A 16,724-nucleotide genomic window follows, 5' to 3' on the forward strand; every position below is an offset into this window, starting at 1 on the left:
ACAGCCGCTCCTGAGGGTCCATTGTCTCTGCTTCTCTCGGCGTGATTCTGAAAAATTGAGGATCGAAGCAGTCTGGGTCATCAATAAATCCGCCCCATTTGGAAATATCCTTGCCTGAAGGAGATGTGATTCCTTCAAAGCGCCGCCAATCCCAGCGCGACTCAGGAATCTCGCTAATGCAATCCTTCCCCTCTTTCAGATTGTTCCAAAATTCATGAATATTGTTCGCCTTCGGATACCTGCACGCCATACCAATTATTGCAATGTCGCCTGCCGCCTCAGAAGGTATAACATTAGAAGATTCAGTACGTACGCTTTCAGCAGTCTTATCGTCGGTTATGCGATCAGAGACGTGTTCTCTTTCATTTTGAACAACGGAACCAGCGGCACTAAAATGCTCGGCATATTCCTCGGCAAGAAATGCTGACAACTCTGCAATGGTGGTATGCTCAAACAGGAGAGTCGGCGAAAGGCTCTCACCGATCTTGTCACTGATGGTTTCTACCACTTCAAGCAATCCTGATGAATTCAGTCCCATTTGGTAATAGCCGACCTGTTTTTCAATCTGTTCAATCGGTTTATTTATTTTGTCTGCGATTAATTGGCTGACGAACTGTTCAGCCCCGCCATAGGCTCCCATACTGCCGGTTGAAGATACGGTATCAGCAGCATGAGTATGCTCAGCTATGTCCTTACTCGTCTCTTGTTTCTCCTGTACATCCTGATGCTTTCCGCTAATCAGCTCTGCTTCACGCACTAGTTTGCTTGTGAAGTTCTTCAGTTCAGCCACTTTTTCTCCGGAAGCATTGAAAAATTCAAGTGTTACATAAATCAGCTCTTTTTCCTGACGGACGGAGGAGCGCTTAATTCTCGTCATACAATGTGTCTGCAAAAGTGCTGAAGCGGAAAAGGATTCATAGAACAGAGGCAAATACAGCCTCTGTTCTCCTTTAAGCAAAGATGTGAGCAAATTGTTGGCCCCCACCCCGCTCCCATCTATGAGAGTTGGATGAAACATAAAGCCTTCTGCGTGACGCATGGCTTCTGAGCCGAGAGAAAGATCAAGAAGGACGCCGTCTTCCTCTTCATAGATGCAGCCTTTGACTTTCATATATTCACTGTGCACCAATTCCTGACGTCTGCATTGTTCATATACATCATCAAGCTGAACAACGTTCCTCGCAGATGCTTTCATCTGACCGATCTCCAGTGTTTCTTCAAATACAACCGGGGAATGAGCGTGCATGTCAGCCTTCATATAGAGCTTTTCTTCTGAAGCTTCTTTCCCGCCACTTTTTTCAAAGCCTTTGGCTGTGATTTGCCACTTTCCTTCTTTTTTCTCCGTACATTGGATATTGAGAACAATCATCGCATCCTGTCCCACCGTCAGCGGCTGATAGATGGATAAATTTCGCAGCTGAAGCTCTGAGCAAGAGTAGCCATGTTCTCTGAATATCTGGTAGATCATATCGATATAGGCCAATCCCGGAAGGACATTTTGTCCGTAAACCACATGGTGATATATAAACGGATTTTTTAACGATAATGTGAGTTGTTTCGTTATATTTTTCACGTTAGACCTCCACCTCATAAGTATCCCATATGTTTGCCGCATCCATTTTTAAGGTCTCCGCTTCCGGCTTTGACTTGCCAGGCGAAAACGCCCGTTTCTTTAATTGAGGAGGCGATATTGGACTGCGCTTGATCGCGCGTTTTTCATCTTTTTCCCACGCCTCTACGATGACATGAGCATTCGTCCCCCCATCGGCAAAGCAGTTAATGGCCGCCGCAGGCCGCGAATCTGTCCATTTTTCCAGCGTTCGGGTGAACGTGATATTCGCTTTCTGTTGATCGAAATGCGCCATCTCTTTTTCACCTGATAAAAACGGGACAAAACTTCGCTCTTTCAGCATCAGCACAACCTTAATAAAGCTGGCGATCCCTTCTGCACATAGCGGATGCCCAATATTTGGCTTGATTGAGCCGAGAGAAAGAGGCGATGAGTGACCGGAACGGTACACCGATTGGATCGCTTTCAGTTCAAGCAGATCGGTTACCACTGAACCTGACCCGTTTGCTTCAAGATAGCTGATGTCCTCTGGTTTTTTTCCGCTTTTGGCAAGCGCATCTTTCATGACTTCCTTTTGCGCCTCCAGATTAGGTGTTGCCGGTCCTGCCGTTCTTCCGTCATTATTGACCGAGGCCGCTTTCACGACAGCATATATGGTATCTCCGTCTTCCAGCGCCTGTTTTACTGTTTTTAACATGACCATTCCGACGCCTTCACCTAAAACAACTCCGTCAGCACGTTCATCAAACACATGGAAGGATGAATGTTTACTTAAAATGCCGCGCCGGTCAAACAGCCTGTGAGAAGCATCTGAGCTTAGCAAGCTGACACCGCCGACTAAGGCAGATTGAATATCACTGCTACGCAGCGCCTGAATGGCCATATTCAGGCCGACCAAAGCTGACGAACATGCTGTATCAACTACAACACTCGGGCCGCGCACATCGAAAAATTGTGAAATATTAGCCGCTAAATAATTTTGGCCGACTGTCACGATCGGATTCTTAGCATGATGAAGACTCTCTTCATCAGGTTTGTGCTGGCTTCTGCCCCCAATATAAACGCCGACAGGCTTCCCCTTTATTTCCTCAGGTGTATATCCGGCGTGATACAAGAGTTTCAAACACTCTTCCAATACGAGTAATGCTTGCGGATCCATTGCCCTTACATCTTCTTCATGAAGCAGAAAGAAATCAGGATCAAAATGGCTGACATCATCAATCACGCCGGCATAATATGGCGTCTTGCAGCCCCAGCGCTCTGCCGGAACCGGACCGATTGACGAACGTCCCTCAGATAATAATGACCAATAGGCTTCCAGCTTATCTGCTCCCGGAAAGCGGCAAGACAGCCCGACAACAGCAATATCTTTTGCATGGGAGCCCGGCGAAATAGTCGCCGGCGCTTGTATCTGGGCGGCAGGAGTACGATCTTTCGCAGGGCCAGTAACACCTGCCTCCATTTTGCTCTCCATAGGTGCTGCTGTTTTCGAGATCCTGTCTCCGAATAAAGCGGACAGCGCTTCGGAATAAGAGCTGATCAGCCAATCTGCGAACCTTTGAATTGTCGGGTATTCATATAGAATAGATGGATCGAGCGCTACTTCTAATTTGCGGTTTATACGTTGGAGCACCTGCGCCAAAATGATCGAATCCACCCCATAATCTTGAAATAATCCGTCAATTTCGAAGTCTTCACGATTAATTCTCAGCTCTTCGGTAAACAGTTCAACAAGCCAGGACTGTGTTTCAGATAATAGCCCATCACTTTTGGAAATGTCATCAATCTCTTTGATGTCTGTGGCCAGCGGGCTCTGCAAAATTGCTTCCTGCTCATGACGTTTCCTCCGCTTCATCAGCAGCTCCGGCTCCCAATTTGTTTGATTCGCCACCGCAGGGAGAACAACCGGTTCGAGTGTTTTCGATAAGATTTGATCTAGAAAACGTAAGCCCTCTGAATTGGTAATGCTCAACAAGCCGCTTTCCCGATATGCATGATTTGTCACTTCACCCATACCGGTTTCTTTCCAATTCGGCCACTGAACACTGATGATCGGCGCATTTTTCTGATGTGCTTCCGCAAAATAATCCATATAGCTATTTGCCATCGCATAATCAGCTTGTCCCGCCGAAAGCTCAGGGATAATGGCTGAAACAGAAGAAAATAATACAAAAAACTGTAATGGCTCGTTACACACGTGGCGATATAGCGTTGTCAAGCCAGCCACTTTAGGCTCCAGCACCCGCTGAATATCATCAGGAGTTTTTCGGATGAATGCCAGCGTATCCATATCGGTCAGACCTGCACAATGAATAACACCGCCAATCGGCCCTATTGTTTGCCTGATATGTTGCAGCGTTTGTTCAACATGAGCATCATCAGATAAAGTAAGCGACAGCATTTGCACTTGCACACCCTGCGCTTCCAGCTCCCGCACTGCCTGGATTTTCTGTGCCGCGGATGTGTTTGATGTCTCAAAGCGAGCCCACTCCTCTCGCGGAGGAAGCTGCTCTCGTCCGGTCAGCACCAGCTTTTTCACTCCATAGCGCTCCACAAAATGCCGGGCGCATAATAGTCCGATGCCTCGTGTCCCGCCTGTAATGAAAAGCACATGCTCTTTAGGGAAGGACATGCTTTGTTTGACTCCCTTACCTGTTTCAGGACGCGCTTTTAGAAAAGCCTGATACCGCAAACCGTCTCTGTAGCAAACCTCCGTATCGTGAGAATCCGAATAGAACTCATCAGCGATCTGCTTCGCGAGACGATGATGATCAATGCCCCCCTCTGCATCCATATGCCTTGATGTAAGGTGACTGTACTCACTTTGAAGCATCCGATACAAACCAGCTCGTGAGGCTCCAGCCATCCGGACGGATGTGTTTTGAAACGATTCGAGCCCCTTCGTCACACAAAGCAGCCTGAGTCCCTCTTTATGCCCGAATTCAATAAGCCTTTGCATCCATTCAATCCAATCCAGCCGGTCTTCATCATGTTCACCACAGCCGATGACATCCACTAGACCGTCAAACTCTTTCCAATCGATGTCTGACTGATAACAGTCAGTCCGGCTCACATCTAATAAAAGGTGATTCGGAAAATACTTAGACACTTCAGCTGCCAAATCTGCTGTCTCTTGATTGCTCAGGATGGCAACCGTTCGTGTCCCCGGCACTTTTGAACCAATCGGACTCAAACTCCATTCTTTTGTCAAAAAACATGCGGTGCGCTTTTCACTAGTATCAACAAGTTCTGAATGTTCCTTTGCCGGTAGCCAGTAGTGATCCTTCGCAAATGGATATGAAGGAAGACTGATCAGGCTCGGTTTGGTCTCGCAATATAATGTATTCCACTGGATCACTACGCCTTTGACCCATAAATCCGCAAGTTTGGCGTATTTTCTTTTTCTGATCCAAGCATCAAGTGCCATTGCCATATCCTCATCTGCTGTAAAAATAGCCTGGGTTTCTTTATTGCGATTAGACTGCCCCCGGAAGAATTCACCAGTTTCTTCCTTACCGTCAACAAACGCTTGCAGTTTTTCTTCAAGTTCCTGCATTGTCCCCGCAATACACGACAGACGCTCATCCATCTCTTCGCGCCCAACTTGCAGGGTGTAAGCGATACGGTGCAAATCCTGATCTGTATATCTTTTCTTGCGAATCGCCTCCAGCAATTGTGAAGCACGATCTATTAGCCTATTTTTATTTTTAGCCGACAGCACAATTATGCTTGGCTGTTCTGGTGCCGTTTGTTCTGAATTCACTTTTGGAATATATTCTTCAATCACAATATGTGCGTTTACTCCGCCAATCCCAAACGAACTGATTCCGGCACGGCGCGGAAGCTCGTTTCCGTCACGATCTGTTACAGCCTTCCATTCCTGTTTTTCCTGAACGATGTAAAACGGACTGTCAGCCAGCTGAAGATAAGGATTAAGCGTCTCGCAATGCAAGCTTTTCACTAACGTTTTATGCTTCATTTGCAGCAGCACTTTGATCAGACCAGAAATACCTGCGGCAAGCTCTAAATGACCGATATTGCTTTTAACTGAGCCGATGCCGCAACGGTTCTCTGGAATGTCCGCCTGGCTGCCGCCTCTCTTATTGGATAGTTCCTTAAACGCGGCTTTCAGCCCGTTTATTTCAATCGGATCCCCCAATTCAGTCCCCGTTCCATGGGCTTCAATATATGTGACCGTGTTTGGGTCTATGCCTGCTTGGCGATATGCACGCACCAACAGATCAGCTTGGGCTTTCGGATTAGGTGATGTCAGGGTATTGGCTCTTCCGCCGTGATTTTCCGCCGTCCCCCGAATAACGCCGTATATATGATTCCCGTCACGCTCGGCATCTGCCAGCTTTTTCAGCATGACCATTCCGACACCTTCGCCTCTGACATAGCCATTTGCATCGGCGGAGAAGGTTTTACACCTGCCGTCTTTGCTGAGCATCCCCGCCTTGCTGTAGCTAATGTGCGCCTCTTCGGTCAGGATCGTGTTCACACCTCCTGCAATCGCCATCTCACAATTGCCGCTTTGCATAGCGGTTACAGCACGGTGGATGGCTACAAGAGAGCTGGAACAAGCTGTTTCGATTGGTTCGCTCGGACCGTGGATATTTAAAAAATAACTCATTCTATTCGGGCCAACCGAAGGGATCATATGACCTGTAGCCGCATGGCCTTCAATCGGAAGATTCGCTCTATGGAATAGATCTTTATAACCCGTGTTTCCTGTGCCGACAAAGATCCCCGTCCCTGTACCCGAAAGGCTTTGCGGCGAGCAACCCGCATCTTCCAGCGCCTTCCATACAAACGTCATTAAGAGACGCTGCTGAGGATCTACATAATTGGCTTCTCTCGGCGAAATACCAAAAAACAACGGATCAAACTCTGCGACACCATCAATAAACCCGCCCCATTTGATGTCGGTTTTATTGACATCAGTGTCAGGGTTTCCATAATGCTCCCGCCAATCCCATCGATCTTTTGGAACCTCTGTAATGCTGTCTTTGCCTTCCTCAAGATTTCTCCAAAATTCATCTATATCCTTAGCACCAGGGAATCGGCCGCTGATGCCGACAATCGCAATCGGCTCAAAATCGGCAGTCTGCTTTTTGCTTCTTTCTTCTTTTGCAATAACAGGCTGTTTGAAGCGGTGATTGCTTCGTGTTGTGATTTTCGGCACAGTAGAGGAGATTGTCTGTAACTCTTCTTGCCCCTCTGATTTTTCGATCTCCTGAACAAAAGTCGCCTCATGTTCATCTATCAAATATTCAGTCAGGCTTTGGATGCTTCCATATTCAAAGAAAATGGTCGGCGTAAGCTCCAATTGATATGCCTCATTGATCTTGTTTGTAAAGACTGTAAATGTTACCGAATCAAATCCGTATTCACTCAGCTCTGTATTGACATCAATATCTTCACTATCTACTTTTAAAATCGCACTGACCATGTTGCCTAATGATGCCCTCAGGCTGTTTAAACTGTGTAATGAGCTTGACGTTTCATCTGTGTCATTAACAGCAGCATCTTGATTCAATTCTCCCGGATACGCCGCAATTACATATTCAGCCAAGCTTTGGATGCTTCCATATTCAAAGAAAATGGTCGGCGTTAATTCCAATTGGTACGCTTCGTTGATCTTGTTTGTAAAGACAGTAAATGTTACCGAATCGAATCCGTACTCACTCAGCTCTGTATTGACATCGATATCGTCAGTGTTTACTTTTAAAATCGCTCCAACCATTTCAATTAAAGACGCTTCTAATTTTTGAGTTTGACCGTGAGCCTGATCTGCGTTTTTCTGCCCCTTCCGTTTGGATGTCGTTTCTGCAGAAAGCAGTTTTTGCTTCATTTTCTGAAGCTGCCCTTCCATCACAAAAACTTGCGGCTTATCGGATGCTATCCCTTGATAAAATGCATTCAAGGCGCTATCTGTCTGCATCGGGACCATTCCCATGGTTTTCAGCATTCTCTTTTCATCTTCAGCGCCGACTTGCATACCGCCTTCTTCCCATAACGGCCAGTTGAAGGAAATGGTTGAACCGAATCGCTTCTTAGATGCAGCAAGAGAACTGCGGTATGCAGCAAATGCATCCATAAACGTATTGGCCGCAGCATAATCGGCTTGTCCAGCGTTTCCTAAACATCCTGAAACAGATGAGAATAAAATGAAAAAGTCCAATGGAAAATCCTTGCTGCATTCGTCTACATGTAACAACCCGCTCACTTTTGGCTGTAACACTTCTTGAAACTCTTCCTTCGTTTTATGAACGATGAAGTGATCTTTAATGCTGCCTGCACCATGGATAATTCCGTTGAGAGTGCCATACTTTTCTTTGATTTCCTCCATGAGACGCCGAACCGCCCTCTGATCACTTACATCAGCTTCTCGATAGACAACCTCCGCCCCCATGCTTCGAAGAGCCTTCAGTTCATTTTCCTTACGCTCACTTAAAACAGAGCGTCCCGTCAGCACAATGGTGGATCGAACAGTTCGATTGGCAATTTCCTTTGCAAACAGAAGGCCTAAGCTTCCGGCTCCGCCTGTAATCAGATAAATGCCTTCGTCTCTCCACGGCATATGAAGCTCATTAGCGGAAGGAAGCGCCATTTCCCGCCAGCCTTTCACAAAACGGTTTCCAGCCTCATATCGAATCTGTTTATCAGCAGGCCTCCGGCTATCATCTTTCAGCTTGAGATGAAGATCATTCATCTCTTCAGGCTTCTCAATCTCGATAACCTGAGCTGTAAGTTTGCTGAATTCTAATTCAGCTGTTTTAAACAAACCGGAAACACCGGCAAACAATTGTTTCTCTTTTTTCAGCGGAACGATAGCTTGAATGATGATACGGCCGGCAGAATGCTCACGGATCTTGCTTTGCATGAGTTCAAAAATGTGCTGCATGTAACATTGATAACGTTCAGCAATATGTCCTTCAGCTTCATTCAGTGTAATGACACGGGCATCCTTCATGTTTGATGCAATGCTGTCCGTGACGCTTCGTTCAGTTTCAAAGAGAACAACGATATGCTCTGCGAATGAAAGATCTTCGTCCTCATATCCGCCATTCTGTTCTCTCCATACCGGCTCAAGCATTAAGCGTTCATGCGGCTTGGATGAATGGACCTCTCCTTCCAATACTCTCGTTGAGAATCCTTTAATCCTGACACATACGTTTCCACTCTCATCAAGGACATCGATATCCGCTTTCTGAACAATCCCCCCGGAGAGATCACTGTCACTTAAGCGAGCATATGCCCACATAGCAGAGGAACATCCTTTGATCACCTCAAGCTCTTCAAGCGCAAATGGCAAAATCAGCTTTTGATCCGTCAATTCCTGCATGATGCATATTGTTGCCGTCTGCAAGGCGGAGTCCATGATACTTGGGTGCAGTACAAACTGTTCCTTCGTTCCAGAAACGATTTCTGGGAGCTTCAGCTGCGCCAGAACCTCTCTGTTTCCTATATCAACATTCTTAATTCCTTGGAAGGCCGGACCATGGAACATCCCTCTCCTTCTGCCTTCTTCGTAAAATTGACCAGGTGACATGTTTCCTTTGCCGCAGCGGCGTGAAATTTCAGCGAGATCAGTGACCGGCGTTTCGGCGGCAGATACCAGCTCCGCGCTGCCTTGACTATGAATAACCGGGTCAGCCCCGTCTTCCTGTGTACTGTAAATCTCAAAAGTGATTTTCCCATCTTCTTCAGGAAAGAGACCGATATCCACTTGAGCCGAATGTTCGTCAACCACAACAGGCTGAACCCAGACTGTATGATTCAATCTGATTCTGACCCCCTGGCCATTATTGCTTCCCGTCGCCTGCTTGATAGCCGCGTGCGCCATTTCAAGGTACGCAACACCAGGGAGCACCGGTTTTCCTCTTACCACATGGTCTCTCAGAAAGAATTCTTCACCAGTAAAAACAGAGCTGAATTTTTGTTCAGAAAAATCAGATGTATTCTGATGGACCAACGGATGGATGGAACCGATCTCTGTCTGATTTCCGGATATCTGACCCGACGGCTTGCGGTCATCCTGCGATGGCCAGTATCTTTCTTTTGCAAATGGATATGTCGGCAGACTCATTCTGTATGGGCGCTCACCTTTGTAAAGCTGCATCCAATCCATATGCGCTCCCTTGCTCCAAATCTCCGCAAGCTTGTTTACTTTTCCTTTGGCCATCCACTTACGGATCAGTTCCGCGCTGTCCTCGTCCTCCGTCAGCCATGAAATCTCCCTGTCATTGTGCTTACTTCCTTGAAAACAGCCTTCAATCGCTTTTTTCCCATTGATTAAATCTGTGAGCTTTTGTTTTAACTCGTTCACATGATCGGCAGTAAAGGCAACGCGATGCTCCATCTCTTCCCGCCCGACCTGTAGGGTATACGCAAAATCAGGCAGCTGTCCGTCCTCAAGTCCTGTTCTTTCCAAATAGGCCAGAATATCCTGCACATACTCTTGCAGCCTCTCTTTATTTTTTGCCGAGATCGGTATGATGCAGGTCCCGTCTATCTTTCTTTTGTCAGAATCTCTTTTGTATTGTTCGAAAATCGCATGAGTGTTTGTCCCGCCAAGCCCGAACGAGCTTAGTGCAGCCCTGTGCGTTTTGATCTCACCGCTTAACGTTTTCTTTTGATCGACGACGTAAAAAGGAGAGCTGGATAAGTCTGTATTTGGATTCGGCACCTTATAATTGAGGCTCGGTGCAAGCTCCTGATGGTAAAGACTCATCACGACCTTAATGCAGCCAGCCAGACCGGCGGCCGTATCTAAATGTCCGATATTGGTTTTCACCGACCCAATGCCGCAAAATTGCGTTTTATTTGTGTATTGCCTGTAAACGTTTGTTAAAGCTGCCAGCTCGATTGGATCTCCCAGCTTCGTTCCGGTTCCGTGCGCTTCCACATAGCAGATGGATTCAGGCTGAATCTTCGTTTGATTCATGACCTTTTGCACCACGTCAGCCTGCCCTTTGACACTCGGAGCATAAAAACCGACTTTGTCAGCGCCGTCGTTATTTACACCTATGCCTCTCAGCAAAGCATAGATATGATCCCCGTCCTTTACAGCATCCGCTGCTTTTTTCAGCAATACAACGGCAACACCCTCACCGCCTATCATTCCGTCAGCTGAAGCGTCAAAAGCTTTAATATGTCCGTCGCTCGAAAAGTTCAGTCCCGGCTGATGCATATATCCGATATTTGACTCGGTATGCAGTGTTGCACCACCTACTAAAGCATAAGCAGATTCCCCCGACTGCAGGCTTTTATAGGCAGAATGCAATCCAATCAGAGACGATGAGCAGTTGGCGTGGACGAAATAGCTTGGCCCTTTCAGCCCGAGCTTATGAGAAATCATTGTCGGAATCGTCCCGCTCTGCGCAAGCACCCACGAGACATAGCCGTCAGGCGTTTCCAGACTTTCTGTTGTATCGGACGGCAGCAGCGCGCGGTAAGAATTATTGCTTGCCGACATAAAAACACTGGTTTGCGGAATCTGTTTCGCAGCATAACCGGCATCTTCTATTGCTTTCCATGAATGAGTCAGCAGCATCCGAAGCTGCGGGTCCATAATTTCAGCGTCTTTAGGAGAGATTTGAAAGAAGCTTGGGTCAAATCTGTCTTTTCCATCAATTGAAGATTTAGCCGGGACGTATCCGGCATTCTCCGCGATCTCCTCTGAAATACCAAAGCGCTGAAGCTCTTCCTTACTGAAAAACGTAATGCTTTCCTTGCCGTCTCTGAGGTTCTCCCAAAACTCATCATGATTTTTCGCCCCTGGAAATTCACACGATATACCAATAATCGCTACACTATCCTCATAATAATCCGGGAGATCGTTCATCTGGGTGAACTGATCTATATGAGCAGCCGGTTCTGTCGGCATAGAGGCGCTTGTATCTCCCATTCGCTGTTCAGTGATGTATTGGCTGATATTTTTGATCGTTGAGTACTCAAACAGGTCTGTGACAGAAAACTCACAGGATAGCTCATGTTTGATGCGATCAGCCACAGTAACCGCGAGAAGCGAATCCCCGCCAACATCAAAAAATCCGTCTTCCCATTCAATGTCACTCATTTTCAATACATCCTGCCAAATGGCGAAAACAGCTTCCTGAATGTTCAAAGGAGAGATCTCCCTTTGCTTTGGCTGCTTTGCAGTTAATTCGTTATGCTTAAGACTGTTTCTGTCTATCTTTCCGTTCGGTGTCAACGGCATATGGTCAAGCTGAATAAAATAAGAAGGCACCATATAGGCAGGCAAAACGTCTTTCACATAATGACGCAGCTCCCTCGCCGCAAGAGATGCATTTGCATCTTTAGTTGTATAATAGGCAGCAAGCTTATCCATTCCATTCTCCTCAGCTGCGACAACGACGCAGTCCTGAATGCCGGGATACTCACTGAGCCTGCTTTCAATATCGCCAAGCTCAATACGGAATCCGCGTATTTTCACCTGATTATCGATACGGCCTATATATTCAATTCGTCCTCCCGGAAGCCAGCGCGCCATGTCTCCCGTTCGGTAAAGCTTTGTTCCAGGCTCAAAAGGGCTGTCAATGAATCTCGAATTCGTTAATTCTTGCTTTTTGTAATAGCCCTTCGCCACGCCGTCTCCTGCAATGCAAAGCTCACCCGGGACACCAGCCGGGACTGGAACAAGCTGAGAATCCGTAATGTACATTTGTGTATTGGCTATTGGCTTTCCTATTGTGGCATGTGAGCATTCTTCGTTAATGCGCTGAACCGCTGACCAGATGGTTGTTTCTGTTGGCCCGAACATATTCCAGGCCTCGCTGCCCGTATGTAAGAAATATCTTTTTAACGTCTCAGGCAAAGCTTCGCCTCCGCATAGAATTTTCACTCTCTCTTCATTTTCCCAGCCTGCATAAAAGAGCATCTTCCATGTAGCAGGGGTTGCCTGCATCACTGTCGGTTTGATCGTTTGGATGTCTCGTTTCAGTTTTTCAACGTCTTTTGTATGTTCCGTTTGACAAATATGGCAGTGTGCCCCCTTTATCAAAGGCAGATATAACTCCAGGGCAGCGATATCAAAACAGTAGGTTGTGACAGCGAGCATTTTATCCTCTGGCGAAAGACCCGGCGTTTCTCCCATTGAAACGAGAAAATTTGTCAAAGCTTTATGCGGTATCATGACACCTTTTGGCTTCCCTGTGCTGCCGGATGTATAAATGACATATGCCAAGTTTTCCGGCGTGACAGTGCGTGTAAGCCCTTTTCGATCAGAGGCAGTTTGAGCGATGTCATCCCAATCTTTATCTAACAGAGCAGTCTTGACACCGTTCCAGCGTAAAGTATTTACTAATTCTGATGTCGTCAGCGTAATGGAAACTTCACTGTCTTCCAGCATGTATTCCAGTCGCTCAGCCGGATAGGACGGGTCTAACGGCACATATGCTCCGCCAGCCTTGAGAATCGCCAATAATCCCACCAGCATGTCCAGCGATCGATCCACATAGATTCCCGCCAGACGGTCAGGCCCCACTCCATGCGTCTGCAAATAAATGGCCAGCTGTGTACTTCTTTCATCGAGCTCCCGATACGTCAATGTTTCATCTTCATAGCTGACAGCCGCTCTATCAGGCGTCTTTTTCGCCTGCTTCTCAAATAATTCATGAAAACATGTATATGGATACGTTTTGTCAGTGGCGTTCCATGTTTTGAGAATCATCTGCTCCTCTGCTTCAGGTAACAAAGAATACTCTTTTAACGGCTGAGAAGGATTCAACATCGCCTGTTCTGTTACATAAACAAAATGATCGAACATCGCGGATATAGAAGCCGCATCAAACAACGTAGTATCGTATTTGATATTCAGCTCCATTTTTTCTTCTGTTTCCCACAGTTCAAATACTAATTCGTATTCACCCTCCTGATGAATACGCTCAACGAAATCGACAGAAAAGAAGTCAGCATAACGGTTCAACAAGCTTTGATAGCTTCCAGATTGAAGAAAATTCTGATAGAAAAAAGCGGTTTGAAATACTGGTGAACCCGTTTGGCTGCGAGGAACATTCAAATCCCTCACCATTTTCGGAAAAGGATAAGCTGCATGATCAAGTCCATCCAACATGGTGAATTGCAATTTTGAAATAAATTCAGAAAAAGTGTCTGCCGGGTTCAACTCACTCCGAATCGGGAGCATATTGAGAAAATGTCCAATGGAAGCATCAAATCTTTCTTCCGGTCTCACCATCGCCGGCACGCCGACAATCTGTTCCTTTTGGCCGGTATAACGGCCCAGCAGCATCATATAGCAGCTCAAGAATACCGTCGAAACATTCACAGATTGCTCTTTCGCAAACGCCCTGACTCGATTCATGAAGCCACTGGACAGTTGCCGGGTGTATGTATCCTCTTCAAACTCAGAATCGGCTGAACTTGTACTGACCTTAGGCAGCTGAAGATTCGGCAAAGTTCCCGATAGCTGTTTCTGCCAGTATGAACGATGCTTCGTACCGTCTTTTCCGGCAAGCATATTCTGCTCCCATGCCGCGAAATCATGATAAATGGCAGGAGAAACTGATATTTCCGGCTGCTGCCCTTCTAAAAGAAGCTTATAGCTGTCAAACAGACTGCGTATAAATGTGACGGACGAAACCCCGTCAAAAATCATATGGTGAATGACAATAAGCAAAAAATGCTCTTGATCAGATTTGGAAAAACTCATAACACGCACTAACGGGCTGTTTTCCTTTACATACGGTTCCTTTACTTTCTTTCTAAGAAAAGCAGGAATATCAGACTTTTTCATACCTGAGATGTCTTCTGTCTGGATTTCAAGTGAAAGCGCTGGCTCATTTTTAAGAAATGGCACTCCGTCTTTCTCTTGGATGACGTGCTTTAAGATCGGATGCTGCTTCAATACAAGGCCGAAAGCCTCTTGTAATGTTTCAAGGTGAAGCCCTGACGAAAATCGAAAACAGAGAGGTACGTGATATGCACTTTTTTCAGGTGACATTTTCTGCAATGTCCATAATCCTTTTTGAACCTCAGAAAGAGGCTGAAAAGATGCCTGACTCCTTTCCTGTTCTATTTTGGATGTGCCAGTGTCCTCTCTGTCAGCAGACAAGCTGCTGATGTCTTCACGTTCAGATAGATAGCAAGCCAAGCGTTCAATCGTAGGATATTTATGTATCTCTCTGGCTGTGAGTTTGATGCGGTATTTTTTCTCGATCGACCGAATGAGCTTCATCATTTTGATAGAATTCACTCCAAGACTCTGGATAGTTGCAATTGGCTCTACCCAATCACGGGAAATGTGCAGCTCCTCAGTCAAACAGCTGAGCAGATGCTCCTGTATCTCTTCCCTCATTCTTTTCGCATGATCTGCTTGCTGCATCTCCCCATCCTGGACCGCATCGTTCATCCGGTTGGATTTATGAAGCAAGTAGTCTAACTCCCCATTTTCAAATGAAGTTTTCAGCTGGGTGCGCTGGATCTTCCCTATAGCCGTTTTCGGAATCTCTTCTTTTTGTACCGGCAGCAAATATTCTGGAGTAACTCCGATCGCCTGTGAGACATGGGATTGTATCTTTCTAAGAAGCTGAGACATCTGCTCATCATTCATTTTTGCGGAAGTAACAAAGAAGATTGCCAGCTGATCCGTTGAATTCTGACCCACGCGGACTCCGCAGGCAGCTGTATAAGAAGTTTCGATTTCCGGTAATTCTTCAACAGCAGACTCAATCGCATGACTGTAGTAATTAATCCCGTTAATGATAATGGCATCTTTCGTGCGCCCCGTAATGGTTAAGCGCCCGTTTCGCAAAAAGCCAAGATCTCCGGTTTCAAACCATCCATCTTCTGTAAACACACTCTCATTTAAATCTGGGCGCCGGTAATAACCGCTTGTAACGGAAAGTCCAGAGACTTGAAAACGGCCAATCTCCCCTTCCTCAACCACTTCATTCTGGTCATTCACAATCCTCATAGAGAATCCAGGAATCGGGGAACCTATTTCAACAAAATGATCGTCATCACTAGTTGCAGCCCGGGTAAACTCATGAGAGAAAATAACGCCGGATGAAGTTTCGGACATTCCCCATGCAGGTCGGATGGCATCAGCAGGCAGTCCATGAGGTTCTAAAAGCTCAAGCATTCTGCGCCCTACCTTGGCTACCATTGCTTCGCCGCCATTGAGCATGTAACGCATTGAGGACAGATCCCATTTCCGATCTTTCATTTCTTCTGCAAAGTCAGTGACAAGACCGAATGCAAAATTCGGCGCCCACGTAACAGAAGCACGGTAATGATCAATCCAATCCAGCCATTTCAGCGGCTCCATTAAGATCGTTTCACTTGAGACGTTAATTTCTTGGCAGCCAAGATAGACATCCCGCAAATGCAGCATCCCGATGCCCCCGACATGATCAAACGGCATCCAGTTAAATGTGATATCTTCTCTGGTGAAGCCTTGCATTTGAATAATCCCTTTCACCATGCTCATAATGTTTCGATGATTCAGCATAACCGCTTTGGGCGTTCCCGTACTGCCTGAAGTCAGCAATAAAAGCGCTAAGTCTTCAGGACTGGATTGATGCCAATCCGTCTCTGCTTCAGCACTGAGCAGATCCTCTACAGCAATTGCACGGAATCCTTGAAGGCCTTGCTCTCTTGCCCAATCGAGCATTTCCTGGTGCATGTCCTGATCAGTAATTACCGTCGGCTTGTCAAGAAGCGTCCATGCGTCTTTCAGCTTTTGAGTCCCGCTGCTCGATTCAGCGTACGTTGGCGGAACGGCTAACGGAGCCGGAACAATGCCTGCTAAAACACACCCCCAGAATGCAGGGAGAAGCTGTGAATTGTCGCCAAGCTGCAAAATCACGTTTTGTTTTGCTTTCAGGCCTGATTGGCGGAGCCCCTTCACGATACGCAGTGCATCATTCCACAATCGTCCATATGATTGGTACACTTCAGTTCCATCCGGCTGCAAATAAATGATTCCCTTTGTATCCCCAAGCTCCGCAGCCGTTCTGTATAAAACTTCAGGTATTGTTGCCGGCTGCTCTTCAGATATATGTAAAGGCTCACCATAGCTGACAGAAGGGTTAGCTAATATGCGGGTATTATCATTATTTCTCATCGCGCTGCCTCCATTTCACCTGCAAATTTTTATGTAGGTTCT

At 46.5% G+C, this 16,724-nt stretch carries 2 protein-coding genes (1 of these 2 running past the window's edge); both read right to left on the reverse strand.

Annotation, left to right across the window (positions count from 1 at the left end):
• Positions 1-1,591 carry the 5' portion of a type I polyketide synthase gene (locus tag KHQ79_RS09620; protein WP_225514977.1) on the reverse strand. 12,107 nt of this gene lie to the left of the window's left edge, so only the first 1,591 of its 13,698 coding nucleotides appear in the window; it begins with the start codon at positions 1,589-1,591; the stop codon falls past the left edge of the window.
• A complete protein-coding gene (locus KHQ79_RS09625; protein WP_225514978.1) occupies positions 1,575-16,682 on the reverse strand; it encodes a non-ribosomal peptide synthetase in 15,108 nt (5,035 codons plus the stop codon). The genes KHQ79_RS09620 and KHQ79_RS09625 overlap by 17 nt, the downstream gene beginning before the upstream one ends.
• Between the last annotated feature and the right edge of the window lie 42 nt (positions 16,683-16,724).

It is taken from the genome of Bacillus sp. TSO22, assembly GCF_020223595.1.
GTDB classification, from domain to species: domain Bacteria; phylum Bacillota; class Bacilli; order Bacillales; family Bacillaceae; genus Bacillus; species Bacillus inaquosorum.

Coding starts and splice junctions, on each gene's coding strand:
- KHQ79_RS09625 (WP_225514978.1), bottom strand. CDS start 16,682: ATGAGAAATAATGATAATACCCGCATATTAGCTAACCCTTCTGTCAGC.